Annotated in this window: 20 protein-coding genes; 10 read left to right on the top strand and 10 right to left on the bottom strand. The window is 61.8% G+C overall.

Going from position 1 to position 21,579, the window contains the following annotated elements; genetic code table 11:
* Positions 1 to 3: 3 nt before the first annotated feature.
* Together E8Q40_RS12070 and E8Q40_RS12065 are read left to right on the top strand one after the other, a co-directional pair.
* On the top strand, positions 4 to 540 hold the full coding sequence (locus E8Q40_RS12070; protein WP_137044798.1) for a nucleoside deaminase: 537 nt from the start codon (positions 4 to 6) through the stop codon (positions 538 to 540).
* Positions 541 to 662: 122 nt separating this feature from the next.
* A complete protein-coding gene (locus E8Q40_RS12065; protein ID WP_137044797.1) occupies positions 663 to 1,661 on the top strand; it encodes an isopenicillin N synthase family oxygenase in 999 nt (332 codons plus the stop codon).
* A 110-nt stretch (positions 1,662 to 1,771) separates the two neighbouring features.
* On the opposite strand, the gene E8Q40_RS12060 is transcribed toward E8Q40_RS12065, so the two are convergent.
* Positions 1,772 to 2,308: a polysaccharide deacetylase family protein gene (locus E8Q40_RS12060; protein ID WP_246662815.1), complete on the bottom strand. Its 537-nt coding sequence runs from the start codon at positions 2,306 to 2,308 to the stop codon at positions 1,772 to 1,774.
* Between the two features lie 67 nt (positions 2,309 to 2,375).
* On the opposite strand from E8Q40_RS12060, the gene E8Q40_RS12055 reads away from it, so the two are divergent.
* Positions 2,376 to 3,671, top strand: a complete 1,296-nt coding sequence (locus E8Q40_RS12055; RefSeq protein WP_137044795.1) for an endo-1,4-beta-xylanase — start codon at positions 2,376 to 2,378, stop codon at positions 3,669 to 3,671.
* Here E8Q40_RS12055 and E8Q40_RS12050 read toward each other — a convergent pair.
* A complete protein-coding gene (locus E8Q40_RS12050) occupies positions 3,625 to 5,055 on the bottom strand; it encodes an O-antigen ligase (RefSeq protein ID WP_137044794.1) in 1,431 nt (476 codons plus the stop codon). The genes E8Q40_RS12055 and E8Q40_RS12050 overlap by 47 nt on opposite strands.
* 165 nt (positions 5,056 to 5,220) lie before the next feature.
* On the opposite strand from E8Q40_RS12050, the gene E8Q40_RS12045 reads away from it, so the two are divergent.
* Entirely contained in the window at positions 5,221 to 6,204 is a 984-nt protein-coding gene (locus E8Q40_RS12045; protein ID WP_168197817.1) for a polysaccharide pyruvyl transferase family protein, read from the top strand.
* A gap of 13 nt (positions 6,205 to 6,217) precedes the next feature.
* Entirely contained in the window at positions 6,218 to 7,696 is a 1,479-nt protein-coding gene (locus E8Q40_RS12040) for an oligosaccharide flippase family protein (RefSeq protein WP_168197816.1), read from the top strand.
* Here E8Q40_RS12040 and E8Q40_RS12035 read toward each other — a convergent pair.
* The 5 genes from E8Q40_RS12035 to E8Q40_RS12015 form a co-directional block, all read right to left on the bottom strand.
* On the bottom strand, positions 7,662 to 8,591 hold the full coding sequence (locus E8Q40_RS12035; RefSeq protein WP_246663095.1) for a beta-1,6-N-acetylglucosaminyltransferase: 930 nt from the start codon (positions 8,589 to 8,591) through the stop codon (positions 7,662 to 7,664). The two genes, E8Q40_RS12040 and E8Q40_RS12035, sit on opposite strands and share 35 nt — an antisense overlap.
* Before the next feature lie 83 nt (positions 8,592 to 8,674).
* Entirely contained in the window at positions 8,675 to 9,184 is a 510-nt protein-coding gene (locus tag E8Q40_RS12030; protein ID WP_370455257.1) for a DapH/DapD/GlmU-related protein, read from the bottom strand.
* Between the two features lie 13 nt (positions 9,185 to 9,197).
* Positions 9,198 to 9,977 (bottom strand): TylF/MycF/NovP-related O-methyltransferase, encoded by a 780-nt coding sequence (locus E8Q40_RS12025; RefSeq protein ID WP_137044789.1) that lies wholly within the window; start codon positions 9,975 to 9,977, stop codon positions 9,198 to 9,200.
* Positions 9,950 to 10,369 (bottom strand): hypothetical protein, encoded by a 420-nt coding sequence (locus E8Q40_RS12020; protein WP_137044788.1) that lies wholly within the window; start codon positions 10,367 to 10,369, stop codon positions 9,950 to 9,952. The genes E8Q40_RS12025 and E8Q40_RS12020 overlap by 28 nt, the downstream gene beginning before the upstream one ends.
* Complete coding sequence (locus tag E8Q40_RS12015; RefSeq protein ID WP_246662814.1) at positions 10,366 to 12,942, bottom strand: polysaccharide biosynthesis tyrosine autokinase; 2,577 nt, start codon at positions 12,940 to 12,942, stop codon at positions 10,366 to 10,368. The genes E8Q40_RS12020 and E8Q40_RS12015 overlap by 4 nt, the downstream gene beginning before the upstream one ends.
* A gap of 150 nt (positions 12,943 to 13,092) precedes the next feature.
* Between E8Q40_RS12015 and E8Q40_RS12010 the strand changes: the two genes are divergently transcribed.
* Both E8Q40_RS12010 and E8Q40_RS12005 read left to right on the top strand, forming a co-directional pair.
* Positions 13,093 to 13,947 (top strand): glycosyltransferase family 2 protein, encoded by an 855-nt coding sequence (locus tag E8Q40_RS12010; protein WP_137044787.1) that lies wholly within the window; start codon positions 13,093 to 13,095, stop codon positions 13,945 to 13,947.
* A gap of 22 nt (positions 13,948 to 13,969) precedes the next feature.
* Positions 13,970 to 15,196, top strand: coding sequence for a glycosyltransferase family 4 protein (locus tag E8Q40_RS12005; RefSeq protein ID WP_137044786.1), 1,227 nt, complete (start codon positions 13,970 to 13,972; stop codon positions 15,194 to 15,196).
* Here E8Q40_RS12005 and E8Q40_RS12000 read toward each other — a convergent pair.
* Both E8Q40_RS12000 and E8Q40_RS11995 read right to left on the bottom strand, forming a co-directional pair.
* On the bottom strand, positions 15,174 to 16,538 hold the full coding sequence (locus tag E8Q40_RS12000) for an outer membrane beta-barrel protein (protein WP_137044785.1): 1,365 nt from the start codon (positions 16,536 to 16,538) through the stop codon (positions 15,174 to 15,176). The two genes, E8Q40_RS12005 and E8Q40_RS12000, sit on opposite strands and share 23 nt — an antisense overlap.
* Before the next feature lie 22 nt (positions 16,539 to 16,560).
* A complete protein-coding gene (locus E8Q40_RS11995) occupies positions 16,561 to 17,151 on the bottom strand; it encodes a polysaccharide biosynthesis/export family protein (protein WP_137044784.1) in 591 nt (196 codons plus the stop codon).
* A 400-nt stretch (positions 17,152 to 17,551) separates the two neighbouring features.
* On the opposite strand from E8Q40_RS11995, the gene E8Q40_RS11990 reads away from it, so the two are divergent.
* Entirely contained in the window at positions 17,552 to 18,316 is a 765-nt protein-coding gene (locus E8Q40_RS11990) for a sugar transferase (RefSeq protein WP_137044783.1), read from the top strand.
* A gap of 10 nt (positions 18,317 to 18,326) precedes the next feature.
* On the opposite strand, the gene E8Q40_RS11985 is transcribed toward E8Q40_RS11990, so the two are convergent.
* Positions 18,327 to 19,223, bottom strand: coding sequence for a LysR family transcriptional regulator (locus E8Q40_RS11985; RefSeq protein WP_137044782.1), 897 nt, complete (start codon positions 19,221 to 19,223; stop codon positions 18,327 to 18,329).
* 113 nt (positions 19,224 to 19,336) lie between these two features.
* Between E8Q40_RS11985 and E8Q40_RS11980 the strand changes: the two genes are divergently transcribed.
* On the top strand, positions 19,337 to 20,473 hold the full coding sequence (locus E8Q40_RS11980) for a mandelate racemase/muconate lactonizing enzyme family protein (RefSeq protein ID WP_205995499.1): 1,137 nt from the start codon (positions 19,337 to 19,339) through the stop codon (positions 20,471 to 20,473).
* Complete coding sequence (locus tag E8Q40_RS11975; RefSeq protein WP_137044781.1) at positions 20,470 to 21,552, top strand: mandelate racemase/muconate lactonizing enzyme family protein; 1,083 nt, start codon at positions 20,470 to 20,472, stop codon at positions 21,550 to 21,552. Before E8Q40_RS11980 ends, E8Q40_RS11975 begins: the two co-directional genes overlap by 4 nt.
* Positions 21,553 to 21,579: the final 27 nt, after the last annotated feature.

The raw sequence follows: 21,579 nt of genomic DNA, 5'->3' as shown, positions 1-21,579 counted from the left end.
AACATGACGACGGCCAGTGACATCACCGACAAGGATCGCGCGTTCATGCGACGCGCGTTCCAGCTTGCCGAAGCGGCGGTGGAGGCGGGCGATCGGCCTTTCGCCGCCATCATCGTCGATGCGGACGGCAATATCCGAGCCGAGGCAACCAGCGTGCAGCGGAAAATGGCGGACATCACGGCCCACGCCGAGGTGACCGCCATCCGCAACTCCTGCAACGACATGAGCCGCGACGAATTCGCTGCCGCGACGATCTATTCGAGCGCGGAACCCTGCGCCATGTGCGCCGGGGCGATCTACTGGTCCAATCTCGGGCGGCTGGTGTTCGGCATCAGCGAAGGTCGCCTGCGCGACCTGCGCAATACCTCGCTGAAGAACGCCGCGTTACGCATGACCTGCTCCGAGGTTCTGGCGACCGGCGCGCATGAGACCACGATTATCGGCCCTGTACTGGAGGACGAGGCCGCCGTCGCGCATCAGATATTCTGGAAGCGCGACGCCGAAGCCGATCTCGCCAGAGGCAAGGAGTCCATTCTTTAAAGTGATTCCGCCGGCGACCGCGCCGGCGGCTGATGGGAGTAGAAGCAGTCAGCGCCACCGGCGCCGGTCATTGCTCCTTTAACCCGCGGCCTTCGGGCCGCAAGCGAAGAAGGAGATAGAACATGACGACCCAGACCAATGGCAGCTACGGCCTTGCCGAGCTGAACAAGGAAAAAGGCATCGGCGGCATCGGCGGCCTCAAGCAGCGCGAGGTGCCGCGCATCGACATGAGCCACTACGAGGCGCGCAAGGCCGAGATCGCCGACCAGCTCTGGAGAGCATCGACCGAGATCGGCTTCTTCCAGCTCGTCAATCACGGCATTCCGCAGTCGCTGACCGACGAAGCCTTTGACATGACGGCGCGGTTCTTCGACCTGTCGAGCGAGACCAAGGCGAAGTATCCGCTGCTGAAGGGCACCAACGCGGGTTGGGAGTTCAAGAGCCAGGTCCGCCCCTCGACCGGCACCGCCGACAACAAGGAATCTTACCAGATCACGCTGCCGCGCATGGCGAAGCTTTGGCCGTCGGGTGACGAACTGCCGGGCTTCAAGGCGACCATGCTGCTGTTCGAACGCATGAACTGGGCGCTCGGCATGAAGGTGCTGTCGTGCTTTGCGCTCAAGCTCGGCTTTGCGCCCGACTTCTTCACTGAAGCCCACGACCCGATGTCGCCGGAATATCAGAGCACGCTTCGCCTGCTGCACTATCTTCCGATGACCAATGCCAAGCCTGATGATTTCACCGGCTGGCGCGCCGGCGCCCATACCGATTTCGATTGCCTGACGCTGCTGCACCAGCGCACGGGGCAGGGTGGCCTGCAACTCTGCCCGGGCAAGGAGTCCGACGGCGAGTTGCTGTGGACCGATGTCGAGCCGCTACCGGGCGTCATCACCTGCAATATTGGCGATATGCTGATGCGCTGGAGCGACGACAAGCTGCAATCGACGTTGCACCGCGTGCGCATGCCGCGCGCGGATGAGTATCTCGGGCCACGCTATTCGCTGCCGTTCTTCTGCCAAGCCAACAAGGACGCGATCATCCAGGGGCCGGCCAAGATCTACGAACCGATCACGGCGCACGACTACCTGCAGCAGCGCATCGCCGCCAACTTCGCTGGCTGAGGGGGCATCGCGGCGACAAAGAAGGCCGAGCGGCAAACGAAGTTCTGATGACCGGGATGCTCCGCATCCCGGTCACGATCGTTCAGGTCCTGCCGTGGGGAGCCAAGCCGTCATTCAGCAACGAGATGGACGACCTTCATCCGGCGCGCTTTCAATTCCGCGATCAGCATAGGCAAGAGCTTCACGGTCTCCGGCTGGCTGTCGTGCAGGATGAGGATGCCGCGGTCCTGGCGGTCGAGAAGGCCGCGCAGGCGTTCGAAGGTTACGTTCGCCGGCTGGCCGCGCCAATCGGCCGGACTGATGTTGGTATTGACCACCGTGCCGTGATGCTCATGGACGAACGACACGAGCGCGGGCGTTGATTTGAATCCCGGAAAACGCACGAGGCGAGGGCGGTCCACCGCCGTGCCGTAGGCAGCTTTCTCAACGGACTCGTAGCCGCGCCGGATGTCGTCATTGGCCTCGTCGGCCGGCAGCTGGTTCAACTCGCGATGCGTGAACGAGTGGCTGCCGACAGTATGCCCGCGCTCGCGGACGAGTGTGGCGAGTTGAGGCTGGGCTTCGGCGCGCTTGCCGATCATGAAGAAAGTCGCTCGTACACATTCCTTGGCCAGGACATCAAGGATAGCGGGCGTCGTGCCTGGCATCGGACCGTCATCGAAGGTCAGGATGATTTCGCCATGCGCGAGGCCAAGTGCCGGATAGCCATGGCCAATGCCGATGGTTTGTTTCGTCGATATCGTAAGTGTGCGCGACGTGCCGAGCGCGCCTCCGTCGCAGGCGTACGCCGGGACTGCGCTCGCGATCGATCCGATAACCAAAAGCGCTGCGATTCTGCTTCGCATCATCGAAACATATCGCGCAAAAGGGCCGGTTTTGCGGCGCCTGGTCCACAATTGCGTCGCGATCCTTTGCCAGTCTCAAGACATGAACGTTCCACGGCGCACGTTTCTCGCGGGTCTTTCGTCGTTTGGCGTTGCCGCATTTGCAGGCTCCGGCATGGCGGCGCCTACGACGTTGAAGGCCGCCGCCGATAGCCGCGGCCTGATTTGGGGCGCGGCTGTCCAGCACGCACAGCTTAGGGAGGACACCGGGTTCGCCGCGCTGGTATCGCAGCAGTGTTCTTCGATCACTCCTGAGTGGGAGATGAAATGGGCGGCCATCGAGTCCCGGGAGGGCAAAAGGAACTTTGCCCGTGCAGACGCCATTGCAAAGTTTGCAAAGGATAACGGCCTCGGCGTGCGTGGTCATACACTGGTTTGGCATCGCAGTGTGCCCGAGTGGGCGCGTGACGGTCTCACATGGGAAGCCGTTGCGGCGCATGTGGAAGCCATACTGCGTCGCTATCGTGAAGCACCGTTCGCCGAATGGGACGTGCTCAACGAGGTGATCGAGCCGAAGGACGGTCGCGATGACGGCCTGCGCAACAGCCCGTTTCTCAAGGCGCTGGGCCCGGACTACATTGCGCGAACGCTGACGCTGGCGCGCGCCACGGCGCCAACTGTCAAGCTCTACATCAATGAATACAGTCTCGATTACAACGGTTCCATCGAGCGAGCGCGTCGCGACAAGCTGTTGCGCCTCGTTGACTCGTTGAGAAAGGCGAACGTTCCGCTCGATGGCGTCGGCATTCAGGGCCATCTTCGGATCGACAAGTCGCCGTTCTCGGCCGAAGCGCTGCGCAAGTTTCTTGCGGAACTCTCCAGCCGCAATGTCAGGATTGCGATCACCGAACTCGACGTGCGCGAGCAGAATCTCGACGTCCCGAACGACGAGCGCGACCGGCTCGTCGCCGCCGAGGTCAAGCGATACCTCGATGTCGTGCTCGACGAGCCGGCGGTCACCGGCATCACGGCTTGGGGCCTTTCGGATCGCTATTCCTGGCGCTCGCCGCCTGAACTCATCGCCACGGGTCGGCGTAATCGCGGCCTGCCGTTTGACGAGTCGCTCGCGCCCAAGCCGTTCAGGGATACAATTCTCGCGGCATTGGAGCGGGCCCCGGTACGTTGAGGCGCGCGGCGGCAACACGGGGCTGCACCAGCGGCGCGATGACAAGCGCGAGCGTCAGCGCGAAGGCGATGCTGGCGTAGCCAACCATGCCACTGAAAGGCGTCGCTTCGGTCATCCCTCGCAGCATGAAAAAGACCAGCAGCGCTGCTTCGTTAACCGCACCCAGCCGGTGCGCCTGCCGGAACGTCTGCCAGAGCGCATAGAGGAAAAGCGCGAGCAGGGCGATGCCGCCAGCGAACAGCAGCTCGAGATACATATTGTGTGCGTGCGCCGCGACGTGGAACAGCCGCGGGTCGAGCGGCAGGATCGCCAGTGCCGACGTGTACCCGTAACCGGTGAATGGCCTTTCCGCCCACATATCAAGCACCACCGACCAGATCGCGGAACGACCGGTGGCGCTGGTGATTTCCTCGGCGCGGCCCGAACGCGACAGCAGCGCGAAAATTTCATCGGAGAAGAAAACCAGCGCCGCCGCGACGACCATGCCGATCGTGACGGTCAGCAGTATCTTTGGAGCCGCATTTCTGCGGAATACGTATCCGACCCACAAAGCTGCGGCGAGCGCCATCATTGAACTTCTGTTGTTGCTGAGCACGAGACAGATCAGCGCGCTCGGAATGAGCGCCAGCGCGACCGAGCGGCCGAAAACGTCCAGCGAGCGATAATAGAGAATCGCCATGGCTGCGCCGAACGCGGCTATGAATCCGATGCCATTGGCGGAGCCGGTCAGGCCCTTCATGCGACCGATCTCACCGAAGCCGCCTTCCGCCGTCCAAGCCTGCATGACGCCGATCGACGGAATGGCGAAGTAGACGAAGATCGAGCCGGCACAGAGCAGGAGCGCCGCGCACATCATCACCTGCACCGCTACGCGCCGGGACAGCCACACCGACAGGTAGATCGCATAGAGATAGCAGGTCAGAAACAGTAGTGCGCAGGTCAGCGCGAACGGGACCTTGACCGCATAGAGCGCGCAGCCCATCAGCGCGGCAAAGAAGGCCAACCAAACAAAGAACAGGCGCGGAAAGCGCAGGCGGCCGATTGCGAAACTGTAGAACAGCGCGGTGGTGGCGAGGATCATCGCGAACGAGCCGAGTTTTCCTGCCACCTGAAAATCGATGCTCTTGTCGTCGTAGTCGCGAATGCGGAAGATTGCCGCGGCAACAAAAATATAGACCACCGCCATGACTGCGCCAAAGTGGCGCTCGCCGAGCGCGCCCTGCGCGACGGCGTAAAATCCGATCAGCGCAGCCGGGGTCAACGCCAGCAGGCCGAGCGCGGTCATGTCGTCTTCCACAAGCGGCATCGCCGCAACCGCCGCCGCGGCGCAAAGCAGACCGAAAGGCAGGACGAAGTAGACAATGCCAGGTCTGGTCGACGTCATCGGAGCGGCACCTGGGTCTCGGTGTCAGAGGTCTGCTGAATTAATGAGCACGGCAAAGTTCCACCCGTATAGTCACGCTACGCCATCACTGTGACCAGATTGCGGGACATCTTTCGCGATGAACATTGATCGATGTCGACATAGGCCATGGAACCGAGACCTCATATGTCGCTGATGCACAGCCTCAAGCAGCGGCTTGGCGGCATAACGGCGGTCTTGCCGCCTTCGCGACCGATCGTCTATCTCGATTACCCGGTTCACAACAATGTCGGCGATCTCCTGATCCATCAGGGCGCCGATGTGTTCCTTGAGGACTACAAATACGCCGTCCTCGGCCGCTTCAGCATGCACGATTTCACAAGGCGTGGTCGCGACGATGAGGCATCGCTTGTGCTGAAACCATCGGTGCGCGATCTCGACGCGCTGGTGAGGGGCGGCTGCGCGATCGTTCTCCATGGCGGCGGCAATTTCGGCGATATCTGGCCGCAATTCCAGATGTTTCGCGAATTGATCATCTCGCGCTACCCCGGCACGCCGATTGTCGTCCTGCCGCAGACTATTCATTTCGACAATGCCGTGCAGCCGGAACGCTCGGCGCGAATTCTGTCCGCCCACCGGCAGCTCCACATTTTCGTCCGCGATCGTGAATCGCTCACGTTCCTTCGTGAGGCGGGTGTCGGCGGCGAACTGATGCCAGATATGGCGCATCAGCTCTGGGGGCGGCCGGAACTTGCGGTGGCCGGCCCCGAATCCGGGACGCTCGTCGTTCGCCGGCGCGACCGCGAAAGCCGCAACGCCGCCGATGCCACGCAGTTCGACTGGGACGAACTCAACGGTGGCATCTCGCGGGTCACGCTGCGAGCGCTGCGAAAATGGCAGACCATCGACAATCCACTGCGCCATTGGGTGCCGAACTACGCCCTGTGGCGCCTCTATCGCGACGGCCTGGTGGCGCGCGCTGTGGCGCGCTTTCGGCCCTATGCCGTCATCGATACGGACCGGCTGCACGGCATGATCCTCGCCGCGTTGATGAACAAGCAGGTTCGCTATCGCGAGGGCAGTTACGGCAAGCTGCAGCGTTATGCGGGCCTATGGCTCGACGGGTCCGACCGGATCGGCACGGAGCGCACGCTTTCGGCGGCAGAATAGGGCAGGCCCAGACGTGTCGAAACGCCTGAGAACACAAGTGGTTCGCGCGGTGCCATGGAGCGTCGCCGAGAGCGTTCTCAACGGGCTTGCCGGTCTTGCACTCGTCTTCACGCTGGCCTGGCTGCTCACGCCGGCCGAAATCGGTCAAGCCACGGTTGCGCTTGCTATCGTGGGTACGATCGAGATTCTCGCACAGGCCGGGATGACCGAGGCCGTGGTCGGCGCGAAGTCAGCCGATACGCGCGCGTCCGATACGGCCTTCACCGTGGTCATTACTTTGTCCGTTGCCGCCGCGTTGCTCTGCTATCTGGCGGCAGACGCGGTTGGACGTTTTTACAACGAGCCGGAGATCGCACAGCTTCTGAAGGTCGCGGCGCTGATATTGCCCGTGAATGCGCTGCTTGCGGTACCGACAGGCCTGTTTCTGCGCAAAATGCGAGCCGCGGTCGTTACGCTACGCATGTCAGTGATGCGTATCGTTACCATCTTTGCTACGGCGCTTCTCGCCTACTTGCATTTCGGCGCATGGTCGTTGGTGCTGGGTACGCTCGCTGGCTCGGTCGCGACGTTGTTCGCGGTCGCGCCGGTGATGTCGCGCTGGCCCCGCTTTCGCTTCAGTTGGGAAGAGTTCCGCAGGCTGATCTCGTTTGGGGCGGCATTGAGCGTCGAACGCCTGTTATGGGGTGTGATGACGCGGCTGTTCTGGCTCGTGATCGGTTACGTCCACGGCGCGACGATTCTCGGATATTTCCAGTTTGCACAACGGCTCATCGACGAAACCGCAAATCTGGTGCAGACCTTTGCGATCCGCTTCGGCCTGTCGTTTTTCGCGGCGCTGGAGCGGGCCGGACGCGACCCGGCTGATGCATTCCTCAAGGCGACGCGCCTCATCACCGCGGTTGCCGCGCCGATCTTCACGGGACTCGCTCTGGTCATGCCGGATCTGGTCGGCACGATCTTTTCGGCGAAATGGCAGCCGGCGGTGATCGTCGCGCAGGTTGCGGCGCTTGGCTGGGTGGTGGGCTTCAATCGCGTCCTCGTGGGTCCGGCGCTGCGGGCGCGTGGCCGGCAGGCCGGTCTCGTCTTCTACGCGGCGCTTGCCTGCGCCGTCTCGATCATCGCCGCCCTGCTGACTGCGGGCTACGGTCTGCCGGCCATTGCGGTCGCCTGGGTCATGCGTCACCTCGTCGGCGCACCGTGGAGTGTCTTCGCCATCCGGCGCTATCTCGGTATCCCGGTGGCGCGGCAGGTCGGCGCGGTGATCCGTTCGCTGACGGCAGCGGCCCTGATGGCCGCTGTAGTGATTGGCGTCGAAATACTGATGCAGGGGCAGGCGGCGCTGCCACGGCTGATTGCCGAAGTCGCGGCCGGGGCCGTCACCTATATTGCCGCGCTCGTTGTAATCGACCGCGCCACGTTGCGGTTGCTGCGCGACCTCGCCAGCGATCTTCGCGGGCTCAGAGCGCCGGCGCGGCAGCAGCCGGCCGAGTGATCTGCTCTCCAGAGCGATCGTGCGGCGACAAGGCGATGTCGTCGAGCCAGTCAAAGAATGCCGCTCCGTTCGTCGCCTCGAACTTGCGGGCGAAGACGAATCGCTTGCCCAGAAACGCCGGGGCGTCGTCAGCGGTCAGTGTCTGCGGATGGCCGCGCCGCGAACCGCGCATGTTGTAATAGCGCCGGTTGTCATTGACGAAACGAAATTCCGGTTCGTTCACCAGCACGGTCTGAACGAAACTTTCGTCAGGGATGAGCACGCGGCGCATGTAAGCGACAACGCCCGGATTTCTGTCGGTGAAGTCGAGCAGATAGTCGGCACAGCGCCGCCGAATCGTGTGCCAGTAGCTGCCGGCGTAGCAGCGGAACCGGTCGGTGAACGGGATTGCCGCGGCGCGACGTCCAAGTAGCAGGCCGTAGGCCGTATTGATCCGGTACGGAGCGTCAAGCCGATCGAATGCCACGCGTGGCCATTTCAGCGCAACGCGTTCGATCACGCTCGGCCTGTCCTTGATCTTCCTATACTGGAAGTAATAGCGCCCATAGCCGTGTCCCGGCGGCCAGCGCATCGGCGACATTCGGTCCGCGTTCTGCTGCACGGCGTCAAAATGATGGAGAAAACCATCATGTTCCGAGGCAGCCAGTTCGGCGGCGAAGCCGGCGAGCGAAGACACAGGATAATCCTGCCCGCTGAGATTGGTCACCCAGTCGTAGTCGATGTTCTCGCGCGCCCAACGCAGCGCGGCGAGGTAGCCGTCGACAATTTCAAAGTCGCCGCGCCCCCCTTTGCCTTCGATAATATGGACATGTGGATCGTCGCCAAATGTCGAGGCCGGCAGCGGCGCGGCGCGGAAGTCGTGGCTGACAAGAACCTGACAGTTCGGGCAGCCCATGCGCAGCACGCGAGCGAGTCGCGCGAGTTGCGCCGGCTCCTTGTGGCTCTGGATCAGGAACAGAGGTCGCATCGGTCCTCGTGTCAGTCGAAGGCGCCGGCGGCAGCAAGCTTGGCTTTGGTCGCCTCCGCGTCGCTGAAGCGGCCGTAGGGGCCGACCTCGATGTCCTTGCGGATGATTTTTGCGGGATTGCCGACGACGACGCACCGCGGCGGCACGTCTCTGGTCACGACGCTGCCGCTGCCGATGACACTGCCGTCGCCTATCTTGATGCCCGGCAGGATTATACTGCGGGCGCCGATGAAGCAGTTCCGGCCGATATGCGTATGCAGATAGAGACCGCGCGTCATATCGTGAGCCAGAATCGCGGCGTCGAACGCGATATAGCTCCAGGCGCCGATATGCACGCCCGCCGGATAGGTCTTGTCGAAGCGGGCGCTCAAGGAGAAAGAGGCGGTGGGGTCGATGTCCATGCCCCACACCCGCGTATAGTAAAATGTCTTGGCGCGAACCAGCGCGCGGCGCAGCCAGCCAAATGCATTGAGACTGCGTTGCCTTTGCCGGCGTGGAGACCGCGCCGGTGCAGTTTGCAAGGTGTCGGCGTTGTTAGTGAGCATCGTGCCGCTTCTTCAGGATCACGTTCGGGCCGTCCGAAAGGACGAATGCAGGATTGGCGCTGAGGAATTCCCGGGTCGCCTGCGCGCAACCGCCATAGTCGTGATAGTCGTCGAGCAGAATAAGTCCGCCAGCGGTCAGGCGTGGTGCGATCCGCTCGAGGCAGAATTTCACCGGGTCATACCAGTCGCAATCGATATGACAGAAGGCAACGCGGCCGAGATCGGTGCGGGGCAATGTGTCCTCGAACAGTCCCTTCACCAGAGAGATCGTTTGTCCGTCGACGGAGAGGCCATTGCGATGGAAAGCCTTGACGACGTCATCGTAGAGATTGTCGCGGTACCCGTAATAGCGGTCGCCGCCGATCCCCGTGGCCCGTCCGCTGGCGATCACCTCGTAGCGCTGCTTCGACTTCGCGTCGTCCTTGCCGGAGACCGGAGGTGGAATGAGGCCGAAGACGTCGAAGCCGAAAAAGCGACGCCGTGCCGTCGCGGCCGCACTGGCGATCATGATGGCTGAGCCGCCGAGCGCTACGCCGAACTCAACAAAGACGCCGTCTTCGGCCGCGGCTTGTCGCAGAGCTTGATCAAGCCGCAGCAATTTGGCGTCGGACAGATAGGTCAGCTTCTGTTTCTTCACCGTTCGAGCCAGCCTGCTTAGCCGCAGCGGGGCCAGCTGATTGACGATGCGTCCAAAGAGTGATTTCGAGCGGGGCAAGGACGCGGCGTGATCCGAGTGGGTGCTCATGCTCCACCTCGCATGGTTTGGCACGATTTCGCCGAAAGTGCAGGCATCATCACCGTCAGCCCGATGGTTCTGGCTTGGCGCTGTTCGCCGGACGTGAAGACCCGCGCGGTGCCGCGCGGGAAGCGCCGGCAAAACTGGGTCAACGTGGCGGCCGCCGCCATCATTGTGTTCTGCCGCGGTTCGATGGCGATCAGACCGGCTTTGAGCACATAGGCGTCTTTCACGTTGGGCAGTTCAAGCGTCCGCTGACAGACCCTGAAGAGGTCTTGGTAGAGCCGCGCCGGCTTGGTGAGAGCGCCGGCCATGCCCTGTAGAATGTAATCACGGCTTTGGGCGCATCCATTAGCCGCCTCGGCGCCGCCCGTGCAGAGCGCCAGCAGCAGGGTCGCGAGCGATGCTGCGGCCGGCCGCATCACGTTGCCGACTCCGTGGCGCCGGCACGCGGCTGTCCGAGGTAGGAATACGGCGTAATGTACGAGCTGCTGCGGTAGTAGTCGTAGTCGCGGAGCCTTTCCATGTCGACGCGGGTCAGCACGGTGCCGAGCAGATGCCCCTCCATGAGAGCCAATGTTTCGAGCGCCTGCGCCACGACATCGCGCGGAGTGGCATCCCAGCGGATGGTCAGCAGCACCCGGTCGGCGATTTCGCCCAGTGCCCGCGCGTCAACCAGCGGCACCAGCGGCGGCGAATCGATGACGACGTAGTCGAAATGCGTGCGCAGACGCTCGAGCATATTGCGCATTGCATCGGAGAAGACGAAGTCGTTGGCCGCGCCACGCGGCCGAGGCGGCGAGGGGAGCACCGCGAGCCCGGTCGGGCGATCAATGAACAAGGCCTTTTCGATGGGCGCCTCGCCGAGCGAGACCTCGACGACTCCCACTTTCGCCTGCGGACAAAGCGAGCGGCTCATCTCCGGGTTGCGCAGGTCACCTTCGACCAGAATCGTGCGCTGGCCGAGCGCGGCGATCGACAGGGCGAGATTGGTGGCGAGCGTCGTTTTGCCTTCGCCGTCGATCGAGGATGTTACCACGATAGACTTGGCCGGTCCGTGCCGCCCCGCGCGCTGAACTGCCAGCCGTACCGCGCGTACAGACTCCGCGAATAGCGAGGTTGGCTCGTCAAGCACGTAGCGCATCAGCGGTGGCTGCATCGCCGTGGGCAGGAGTTGCGCGGCATTCGGATCGTAATTTTCGAGGGCCGCCCGCCCTCTGTTGGCACGGTTCGAGAGTTCCCGCGTGCCGATGACGGGGATTGCGGCCAATGTCGGGACGCCCGTCAATTCTTCCGCGTGCCGTAACGACTTGACGCGATGGTCCGCGCTATCGAGCAGGAATGCGAGCACGCTGCCGAAACCGATGCCGAACATCGCGGCCGCAGCAAGAATCAGTGTGCTTTTCGGGAAGGAAGGCTGGATCGGAACATCGGCCCTTGAAACCAGACGCGCGTCCGGCAATTCGAGAGTTTCCTGCGCGCTGGTTTCCTTGTAGCGGGCGAGGAAACTTTCGTAGAGCGTGCGGTTGGCGTCGGCCTCTCGCTGCAGTTCGCGCAGCCGCACTTGTTCGAGGCTCGACTCATTCGAAGCATTCTTCAGGTGCGAAAGGCTCTTTGTCAGCGCGTCTTCGCGAGATTGGGCGACCTTGTACGCTTGACGAGTGCTTTCGAGGATGCGCTGCACCTCCTCGTCAATCAACTTTTTCGTTTCTCTCAATTGCGCTCTGGCATTCACGACCAGAGGATGCTGTGGCCCATACTTGCTCGACACGTCGGCGAGGGTCTTCGCCACGTCGGCATACTGGGTGCGAAGCCGGGTGATCAGATCGGATGCGAGGGCCTGTTCCATCGTGCCGGGGTCGGTCTTGGCCTCGACAATGGACTCGACTTGCTCGAATTTGGCACGTGCTTCGGCGGTTTGCACATGCGCGTCGATCAGCTTGTTGTTAAGGTCGGTTAGCTGCTGGTCGTTGACCGTGACGCCTTGAGTAATAGTGAGGTTATTCTTTGCGCGGTACTCCTCGACGGCGCGGTCGGACTCCTGGACCTTGGTCTTAAGCGCCTGAAGCTGCTGGTCGAACCACTTTGCGGCAATCTTGCGGGTGTCGAACTTGCTCTGAACCTGCTCTGCGAAATAGGCTTCGGTCACGGCATTGGCGATCTTGGCGGCCTTTTCCGGGCTTTCCGAGGTTGCATTGATATTGATTACGAAGGTGGCTCCGTCACGCGCCACTTTCAGCTGATTTGTCCCCAATTGCGAAACAGCCTTTGCTTCTGCGACATCTTGGGCGTCCTGTTGGGCGGCCGTCGGGCGCGTCGGAGTGAACAGACGCATGATGGGCGCTAACAGGCTTGTGCGCCTGCCGAACTCCGGATCGTCGGCGAGGTTCAACTGACCGACCACGCGCCGTAGTACGGCAGGCGATTGCAGAAGAACCGTCTGACTGTTCACGGTCGCTTCGTCGCTGGTGGGGTTGGAAGACTTCTGCTGGCTGGCGTCGTTCTCGGCAACACTCGACCGACGGGGATCGATGAGCACGGTCGCCGTCGCCGTATAACGGGGCGATACCAACGTGATGAACAACATCGCCGCAGCGACGAATGAAAATGTCGTCAATGCAATGATGCCACGGCGGCGCTTGAGCACGCGAAGGCCATCGCGAAAATTCTGGGTATAGTTCGCTATCATATCAGGTGAGGGCGGCGTAGGCTCGTGCGAGCCGCTACGTGCATGAGACACCGACACGTGTTGAAGCATCGAATCCACCCGGGAACTCGTCCCGCCCCTGTCACGCCACGTAACGGCGCGCCCTCCTACAATCGACGCCATCGCATGGCGACCGCGAAACTCACTCACCCCGATCTGCTGGCCAACAGCAGGGCCATAGATTGGTTCCTGCGCTGCAGCATGAAAACCGATTGCGTCAAAGGCGCGGCGATTGAGTGTCGAAATCGGCATTGCTGTTAGTGCATCAGTTTTCATCGCGTTGCTCGCCATAAATGGCGAACCAATGTGCAGATGGCGTGATTGGAACAAACTGATTCATCGAGTCATCGTGCTCGTTGGATCGCTCTGCAATCTACGCCGTAATGTTTTCACATAGAGCACCGATGCTGTCGCGGCCGCGGATCATCAGAGGGGCGTCAAATGAAACTTGTTCTGATTTCAACATCGAATATCGAGTCCGGTCGTGTCGATGTGCTCGAGCGGATGGTGAGCAGTGTGGAGAGGGCGGCCACTGTGCTCGACAAGCGCGTTTCAATCAGAATCCTGCTGTTGCTGCAGAAGTGCCCCGAGTATCGTTACTGGGCGCTCAGCAAAAGCCTGCCGCCCTTCGTGCAGGCGATTCCATCCACCGACGCGCTGTCGCTGTCGGCGGCGCGTAATCTGTTGCTGTCTTACGCCATCTCGAATGGCATGATCGATTCCGCAACTGTCGTGGGGTTCCCGGACGACGATTGCTGGTATCCCGCTGGGGTTCTTGAGTCCGTCGCCCATGCTTTCGCAACCACGCCGGAGCTCGGCCTGTGGTTCAGCAAGTATTCGTCGACGCCGGTTCCGATCGTCCATGTCGGCGCCGCCACACGGGCGTCAGCACGGGATGTTATTCGGGAAATATCGTCCAATACGATGTTCGTGCGCGGACGCGTGCTGCGTTCCGCCCCGGTATTCGACGAAAGTCTTGGCGTTGGCACGGTGAATGGAGGCGGGGAGGACACCGAATTCGGGCTTCGTGCCTATTTGTCGAGCGCACAGTCGCTTTATGTCCCGGCAGCCGTCATAGGCCATCGTGACAAATCTCCGCAATTGCGGCCCAAATATTATCGTGGCGGTTTGATCGCGTTGGCGCGCCACGCCAAGCAGCAGCCGCGTATCGGCGTCGAGTTTGCACGCAAGCTTGCCGTCGGCGTCTGGCTGGTGGGCACCCGCCAGCTGCCCGTGGCCGCGTTCCGCACGGCGGTTAGTGCCGCGCTTAAGTCCCGCCAGTCCGCCGCTGCTTGAACCCAAAAACAGGAGAAGTCCGATGATCGATAGGTCGTGTGTGATCGTCGTCGAGAATCTGCCTGTGCCGATGGACCGCCGGGTCTGGCAGGAAGCGCTGGCACTGCGCCAGGCCGGCTGGACGGTCTCGGTCATTTGCCCGACGAATGAACGTCATCCGGAGACTTACGAGGAACTCGATGGCATCGCGATTTACCGCCATCTGCTGCCGGTCGAGGCACGCGGCCGCTTCGCTTTCCTGTTCGAATACGCTGCGGCGCTGTTTCATGAGTTCCGGCTGCTGTGGCGTGTCTGGCGCGAGCGCGGCTTTACTGTGATCCAGGCCTGCAATCCGCCGGATCTCATTTTTCTCGTGGTGCTGCCGTTCAAGCTCATGGGCAAGCGCTTCGTGTTCGACCATCACGATGTTTGCCCCGAATTGTTCGAGGCCAAGTTCGGTCGCAAGGGCATTGTCCATCGGGTCCTGCTGTGGGCCGAGAGGCTCACCTTCATGTCGGCGGATATGGTGATTTCGGCGAACGACACCTACCGCGATCTGGCGATCACGCGAGGCGGTCAGGATCCCAAGGACGTCGTCACCGTCTACAGTATTCCGGACAAGTCGCGCATCTACCGCTTGCCACCCGAGCCGAGCCTGCACCGGGGCAAAAAGTTCATTCTCGGCTATGTCGGTGTGATCGGCGACCAGGATGGCGTCGATCACCTTGTGTTGGCGCTTGACCACCTCATCCGCGATCACGACCTGCACGATTTTCATGCGGTCGTGGTCGGTGACGGACCGGCGCTGGCCTCGGCGCGGAAACTGGCCGAGAACCGCGGCCTGAGTGATTACGTCACGTTCACGGGCTATCTGAATGGCAAGGAGTTACTGCGTCAGCTCAATACGTTCGATATCGGCATCATCCCCGACCCGGTGAATGCCTATAACGACAAGATCAGCATGAACAAGGTGTTCGAATACAGCGCGCTTGGCATCCCGAGCGTTGCCTATCCGCTCACGGAGACGCGGCGCCTGCTCGGCGGCGCCGGCGTCTACGCGCAAGGAGAAACGCCGGCCGAGTTGGCGCACGCCTGCGCGACACTGATGCAGGACGATGTGTTGCGCATCCGCTGTGCCGACGAGGCGGCGCGGCTCGCTCAGCACGCATTCAGCTGGACGCGAGAGGCGGGCAAATATGTGGCCGCCTATGAGCGGTTGTCGCCATCGGCACCCGCACCCGAGGCGGTCAGAATTGAAAGGAAGCGTTGATCCCGATCACATGCTTTTCGTAGCTGTTGGTCAGGATGTTACTGTCGCGCTGCAGGTACCGGTAATAGGCTGAGGCCGATGCCCAATTGTTGAGCAAGCGTTTGAGGCGCAGCTCGGCGGCGTAAACATTGTCGTCGCGTGGGGTGCCCTTGAACTTGTCCTTCTCGTAGATCAGCAACGGCGAGAAGATCAGGTTCGGGCGGATTTCGTAATCGGCGCCGAGCTGGAACGAGGTGGCGAGCGCCGCCGTCGTACTGGTGTCGGACGTGGTCGTGACCACCTGTTCGGACTTGAAGTGTACATCCAGTTGCCGCGTCGGGCTCCACGTGAGGGCCGCGCGGTAGGTCGGTCCGGATATGTCGCCAATAGTCGCCGAGACGAAACTCTGGTTCAGATAGCCGGCGGCAATTTCACCTCTTATCAGATGGGTTAGTTCCAGGTTGATGCCGGCGAGGGCCCGATAGCCATTCGAATCCAGAGAGGCGGTTGGGGTCCCGCGCAAGTCCCGCCAGTTGTGCTCAAAGGCGGCGAACACCGCGGACTTTTCCGAAGATGCATAATCCACCCGCCCATGCGCGATGTAGACTTCGCCGTCGCGTGAATCCTGGTTGATCGTGGCGCCGTTGGCCGCGAGGACGGAGCCGTAGTCGTAACGATCGACGCGCGCGCCGCCCGAGGCCGTGAAGCGGCCGAATTGCTTGCGCAGGCTCACGTCGCCCGAAAAGAAGCCGTACGGCGTCGGCTCGATGGCGCCGGTCGGCGAGGTGAGAGAGCCGACCTGATCGTGCTGATAGGCCGCCTGAAAGCGGCTGAGCAGTTGGGTGCTGTGGTCGATATCGATGCGGCCATTGGCGCTGAAATCGACGTTGCTCTCGTTCAGGCTCGTGTTTCTTCGATAGGTGGTGGTGTCGGCGATGAGCCGCAGGTCGAGCGAATGCCGCTCCCACAGGCTCTGCGCGCGCAGGCCGCCGACGAAGCGCGAGGCAAAATCGGCTTGCTTATCGGTCGAGGAGGAAAAGACGTTGCTGTCATAGAAGCCGCCGGCAGTCACCGTCGGGTGAAACATCCAAGGACCAAAGCGAATGCCATGCGGCGCGTATTCCGGACGCAGGCGCGTTCGCACCGGCGTGTCCTCAGGCGCCACGGGATCGCGCGTTTCGGGCTCGGACAGGATCGGAAGCGGCGTTGATTCGAGTGGTCGCAGCGCATTCCAGGGCGGGGCGATCTCGCGGGGCGGATCGATAATGAACTGAGCCTGTGCATCTCCCGCGGCAAGCGCGACAAGAGCCGTTCCCCCGAGCAGGCAGGCAAGAGGTCGAGATAATTTGTGTTTGGCTGCCATCGAGCGGTGCGCGTGGGCGCTATTAGAAATAGCGCTCTGCAACCCGTAGATTGTCGCCCGGATAGACGCGGACTGAGCCTTCGACCGGGACAATTACTGTCTCGTTCGAGCCGGCTCGGCGCAGCAGCACCTTGTCCTCGTTGGCTCGATAGGTGAGGCCGCCGGCCGTCGCTATCGCGTCCGCCACGGTAAGACCTGGCTGGAATGGGTATATGCCCGCCTTTTTGACCTCGCCATGGACATAGAAGGGCGCATAAGTCGTGATCTCGACATTGACCTTGGGATCGTTCGCGACCTTGCCCCGCATGCGGGCCATGAGCGCATTCTCGAGTTGTGGCGTGGTCAGTCCGGCGGCCTTCACCTGTCCGACCAGCGGGATCGAAACGAAGCCGGCGCTGTTCACCTCATAATCGCCGTTCACGTCGGCGTCGCCATAGATCTTCAGTCGCACCTTATCGCCCGGTCCGAGGACATAAGGGCCCGCGGTCCCACGCGTCGGAGGCGGGCCGTAGCTAGAAGCCTGCGTGTCCTGATACGTCGCCGGCCCGCCGGTGCACCCCGCCAGAACGAATGTCGGCCACACGCACAATAGAATGAGACGCAGCTGAGCCATATTTGCCCCCACGCAATACAAGTTGTTACGCACATTCCCCCGGCTGACGATGCAAACGCAAAAATGGCGCTTTCGTTCCAGGTTGGCAAAAAAATTTAGGTCAGGAACTTGATGCTCGCGAGGATGATCACCCACGCCAAGAAATTGAGCAGCACGAAGCCGCCGCGCATTTGCGAAGCGCTGCACTCGTTAGGCCCAGCAATGCACTTGTTGAGCAAAGATCGAAACTTGGTCCGTTTTGCGGCCTCCATGGCGCAACCCCGCCTGATATCGAGGCATCAACAAAGCCATTCTGCACACAAAATGACACACATTATGTCAGTCGCTGTCGTGTGCCTGCCTAACTGTTTTCACATTGCACCGTCAGTTTGGTTGCACTGCACATACCGAAGAGGGCGCGATGAATTTTTCATTTGCGACTGATCGCCTGCGCCACGCAGGAAATGCGGCCACGCTGGAACGTTCCGAATCGCTTCTGCGGCGAGCAAGATCGCGAGACACGCTCGCGTTCAAACGTCGCTCGGCAAATGTCGGAGTTCGCTCGATTCCTGAGCCATCGCAGGCGATGCTTGCGACCAAGCGCGCGATCGATGTCAGTGGGGCTCTGTTCGGTCTTGTTGTATTTGCTCCGTTGTTCATCGGAATCGCGATCGCTATCAAAGTGACCTCAAAGGGACCGGTGTTCTTCCGGCAGAAGCGCTACGGTTATCACAATCGCCGGTTCTGGATTTTCAAGTTCCGCACGATGTACGCCGATCGCGGCGATGCGCGCGGCGTCCAGCAGACTGTCGGCAACGATCCACGCGTGACACCGATCGGGCGTATCCTGCGCAAGTCGAGCCTCGACGAACTGCCGCAGCTGATAAACGTTCTCAAGGGCGATATGTCGCTGGTCGGGCCGCGCCCGCATGTTCCTGGCATGCTGGCGGGCGGCATGCTCTACGAACAACTCACGCCATACTATTTCCAGCGTCACATGATGCGCCCCGGCATTACCGGGCTTGCGCAAGTCAGCGGCTTTCGTGGTGAAACGACCGTCGCATTGCCCGCGATCGAACGGCTTGATTACGACTTACGCTATATCGCGACCTGGTCACTCTGGCTCGATATCAAGATTATCCTCCGCACCGTGATTCGCGAGGTTACGCGCGGTTCGGGTGGCTAACTGCGGAGAACTACACCTTGGCGCTTTTGGCGGCTTTACGGAGCGCAGAGATCATGATGCGTGTCGGGCGTGACAAGGTGGTATTCTTCGGCACCAAAACTTGAGCGACCACTTCCGTCCGAGGCCGTACCTTGAGACGTACGAGACCGTGATCGCGGTTGTCCATCAGCCAGAACGGATCGACAATGGCGACGCCAGCGCCCGCTCGCGCGAGCGCGCAAGCGACAGACGACTGGTTGACCTCGAGCGTGATGCGGCGCGGTACACCCGCATCACGGAACGTCTTCTCGACCAAGACGCCGAGCGGAAGGCTGCGGCTGAACGAGATGAGCGGGTAGGATTCCAGATCCTTCGGCGTGACCTGCGACCGCGTGGCCAGGGGATTGTCGGGGTGCACGACGCAGATGAGTTCGGCGGAGCACAGCTCGAATAATTGCGCATCGAAATGTGACAGGGGGGACAGTACCAGCCCGAAGTCAACGTGCTCGTCAATCACGCTGTTGACGACACTGATATTGTCCATCGTGTGTATCGTGATCTGAACGTGCGGCCGGCTCTGCTTGAACGCGGCCACCGCCGTCGGCAGCAGGTTCTCCGCGAGCGTCGGCGTCGCCGCAATCTGGATCGAGCCGACCTTGGTATCCCTCATGTCTTCGAGCATGCGGCCGACGCGCTCGACGCCGTCGAAGATGCGATCGAGGTCGGTCATGAGCGCCGACGTTTCCATGGTCGGCTGCAGGCGCCCCTGCTTGCGCAGAAAGAGAGGGAAACCGGCGGCGCGAGTACAGTCGCGCAGCATCATGCTCACGGCCGGCTGGGAAATTCCGAGCGCGCTCGCGGCCCCGATGACCGAGCCATGCCGGGACACGGCCCGCACCACCTCCAACTGGCGAAAACTCAATGACATAAGGAATACTGATATAGATGTAAGTTGAGGTCAATTGACCTTATCTCACACGCCGGTAGCGTTCGAACCGTAAGGATAGAAAAGCCAAGCAGGGCGGGATCGAACGACACATCATGGCCAGTTCCGTGAAGATCACGTCTGTCGAGAGCTTCGTCGTCGCGCTGCCGTGCGATATGGGCGGCCCGCCGCCGCTGTTCGCCGGTAAGCCCTGGACGCATCTCGAAATCCTGCTGGTCAAGGTGACGACCGAAGACGGGCTCGTCGGCTGGGGCGAGGCGTTCGGACATGCCGCCATCCCCGCCACCAAGGCGGCGCTGGACACCATCGTCGGTCCGCTGGTGATTGGACGCGACGCCAGTGACATCAATGCCCTGACTCGAAGCATCCAGCACGCCACACATCTGCTCGGCCGCAACGGTCCCTTCGTCTTTGCCTTTTCCGGCATCGAAATTGCGCTGTGGGATCTGCTCGGCAAGCGTTGTGGCAAGCCGCTCTATCAGCTTCTCGGCGGTGGGCAGCGGACCGAACTCGACGCCTATGCGAGCCTGCTAGCCTACAGTAACCGGGAGGACCTGGTGGCCCGGAACACGGCCGCGGCCTGCGCCAGCGGCTATCGCCACATCAAGCTCCACGAGACGACGCGCGAAGCCGTGCTGGCTTCGAAAGAGGCCGCGCGCGCCAGCAACGCGCGCATCATGCTCGACGTGAATTGCGCCTGGTCGGTGCCGATGGCGCGTGACATGGCCGACGCCCTGGCCGATGACGACCTGATGTGGCTCGAAGAACCGGTCTGGCCGCCGGAGGACTGTCATGGGCTGGCGAGGGTCCGTGAACGCGGCATCCCGATTTCCGCGGGCGAGAACGTGGCCGGACTGTTCGGCTTCAAATCGCTGGTCGAGGCCGGTGCGATCGACGTTGCGCAACCAAGCGTGACCAAGATCGGCGGCGTCGGCGAGATGGTGCGCGTAATCAACTATTGCCAGTCGCAGGGCGTCGAGGTCGCACCGCACAGCCCGTATTTCGGTCCGGGCTTTATCGCGACGCTGCACATCACGGCGGCACTCATTGAAAGACCGCTGGTCGAGGTGCTCTGGCTCGAAATGGAGGGCAACCCATTCGGCTCCTGGGTGACGGCAACGAACGGTAAAGTACAGGTGCCGCAAGGGCCGGGGCTCGGCTGCGATCCCGATCTTGATTTGGTGGCGCGCTATGCGCCCGCCGCCGCAACATCCGGTCAGGTGAGCCGATGAAGATCGCCCGCGTCGAAACCCGTCCGGTCGTGGTGACGCTGAAGAAGCCGATCGGCACGGCGTTCGGGCAGATCAACACCTTCGGCTGCGTCCTGGTTTTCGTCCACGGCGACACCGGGGTGGTCGGCGAGAACCTCGTCTTCACGTTGAACAACCGGCGCACCAAAGTCCTTCGCCAGATGATCGACGAACTGGCGGATCTCCTCATCGGCCGCGACGCCGGTCATATCGCTGAGTTCTGGGCACGCGCCTGGAAGGATATCAATTTTCTCGGCCACAAGGGCGTACCGGTGGTCGGTATCTCCGCGCTCGACGGTGCGCTCTGGGACGCGCTCGGCAAGAGCGTGAATCTGCCGCTCTACCGCTTGCTGGGCGGCGCGCAGAGCAGGGTGCCGGCCTATCACAGCGGCGGCCTGTGGCTCACCAGCACCATCGACGAACTCAAGGCCGAGGCCGAGAGTTTTGTCGCGGCCGGCTTCAAAGCTATGAAGATGCGGATCGGCGCTGCCGACCCGGTGACGGATGCTGCGCGCGTGCGTGCCGTGCGTCAGGCGATTGGGCCCAAAATTCGCCTGATGGCGGACGCCAATCAGCAACTGAACGAAAACCAGGCGATCCGGCTCGGCCGGATGCTGGAGGAGTTCGATCTGACATGGTTCGAGGAGCCGCTGCCGGCCTGGGACCTTGACGGTCTAGCGCGGGTCTCGGCCGCCCTCGATACGCCGATTGCCAGCGGCGAAACGGAATATACGCGTTACGGTTTCCGGCGCATGCTCGAATTGCGTTCGGCGGACATTTTAATGCCTGACCTGCAGCGGGCCGGCGGCGTCAGCGAATTCATGCGGGTGGGGCATATGGCCGAAAGCTATGACGTGCCGGTGTCGAGCCATCTCTTTCCCGAAACCAGCATTCAGGTGCTGGGCGCTCTCTCGAATGCCATCTACCTCGAATACATGCCCTGGTTCTCCGAATTGTATCGCGAACAACTCGAATTCGAGAGCGGCGATGCCATTGTGCCTGAAAGGCCGGGATGGGGTTTCACGTTCAATATGGACTATGTTGAGCGGCTGAAAACTTGAAGTCTCAGCCGCTGCGATAAAAACGAC

Origin of the sequence: Pseudolabrys sp. FHR47, from assembly GCF_005153485.1 — a bacterium.
Classification (GTDB): Bacteria; Pseudomonadota; Alphaproteobacteria; order Rhizobiales; family Xanthobacteraceae; genus Pseudolabrys.
This window is presented reverse-complemented; position numbering and strand designations above follow the sequence as displayed.

What these genes read in the sequence shown, in the direction of transcription:
- E8Q40_RS12070 (WP_137044798.1), top strand. Translation starts at nt 4, where the DNA reads ATGACGACGGCCAGTGACATCACCGACAAGGATCGCGCGTTCATGCGA.
- E8Q40_RS12065 (WP_137044797.1), top strand. Translation starts at nt 663, where the DNA reads ATGACGACCCAGACCAATGGCAGCTACGGCCTTGCCGAGCTGAACAAG.
- E8Q40_RS12060 (WP_246662815.1), bottom strand. Translation starts at nt 2,308, where the DNA reads ATGCCAGGCACGACGCCCGCTATCCTTGATGTCCTGGCCAAGGAATGT.
- E8Q40_RS12055 (WP_137044795.1), top strand. Translation starts at nt 2,376, where the DNA reads ATGCCGATGGTTTGTTTCGTCGATATCGTAAGTGTGCGCGACGTGCCG.
- E8Q40_RS12050 (WP_137044794.1), bottom strand. Translation starts at nt 5,055, where the DNA reads ATGACGTCGACCAGACCTGGCATTGTCTACTTCGTCCTGCCTTTCGGT.
- E8Q40_RS12045 (WP_168197817.1), top strand. Translation starts at nt 5,221, where the DNA reads ATGTCGCTGATGCACAGCCTCAAGCAGCGGCTTGGCGGCATAACGGCG.
- E8Q40_RS12035 (WP_246663095.1), bottom strand. Translation starts at nt 8,591, where the DNA reads ATGGGCTGCCCGAACTGTCAGGTTCTTGTCAGCCACGACTTCCGCGCC.
- E8Q40_RS12015 (WP_246662814.1), bottom strand. Translation starts at nt 12,942, where the DNA reads ATGGCGAGCAACGCGATGAAAACTGATGCACTAACAGCAATGCCGATT.
- E8Q40_RS12010 (WP_137044787.1), top strand. Translation starts at nt 13,093, where the DNA reads ATGAAACTTGTTCTGATTTCAACATCGAATATCGAGTCCGGTCGTGTC.
- E8Q40_RS12005 (WP_137044786.1), top strand. Translation starts at nt 13,970, where the DNA reads ATGATCGATAGGTCGTGTGTGATCGTCGTCGAGAATCTGCCTGTGCCG.
- E8Q40_RS12000 (WP_137044785.1), bottom strand. Translation starts at nt 16,538, where the DNA reads ATGGCAGCCAAACACAAATTATCTCGACCTCTTGCCTGCCTGCTCGGG.
- E8Q40_RS11995 (WP_137044784.1), bottom strand. Translation starts at nt 17,151, where the DNA reads ATGGCTCAGCTGCGTCTCATTCTATTGTGCGTGTGGCCGACATTCGTT.
- E8Q40_RS11990 (WP_137044783.1), top strand. Translation starts at nt 17,552, where the DNA reads ATGAATTTTTCATTTGCGACTGATCGCCTGCGCCACGCAGGAAATGCG.
- E8Q40_RS11985 (WP_137044782.1), bottom strand. Translation starts at nt 19,223, where the DNA reads ATGTCATTGAGTTTTCGCCAGTTGGAGGTGGTGCGGGCCGTGTCCCGG.
- E8Q40_RS11980 (WP_205995499.1), top strand. Translation starts at nt 19,337, where the DNA reads ATGGCCAGTTCCGTGAAGATCACGTCTGTCGAGAGCTTCGTCGTCGCG.
- E8Q40_RS11975 (WP_137044781.1), top strand. Translation starts at nt 20,470, where the DNA reads ATGAAGATCGCCCGCGTCGAAACCCGTCCGGTCGTGGTGACGCTGAAG.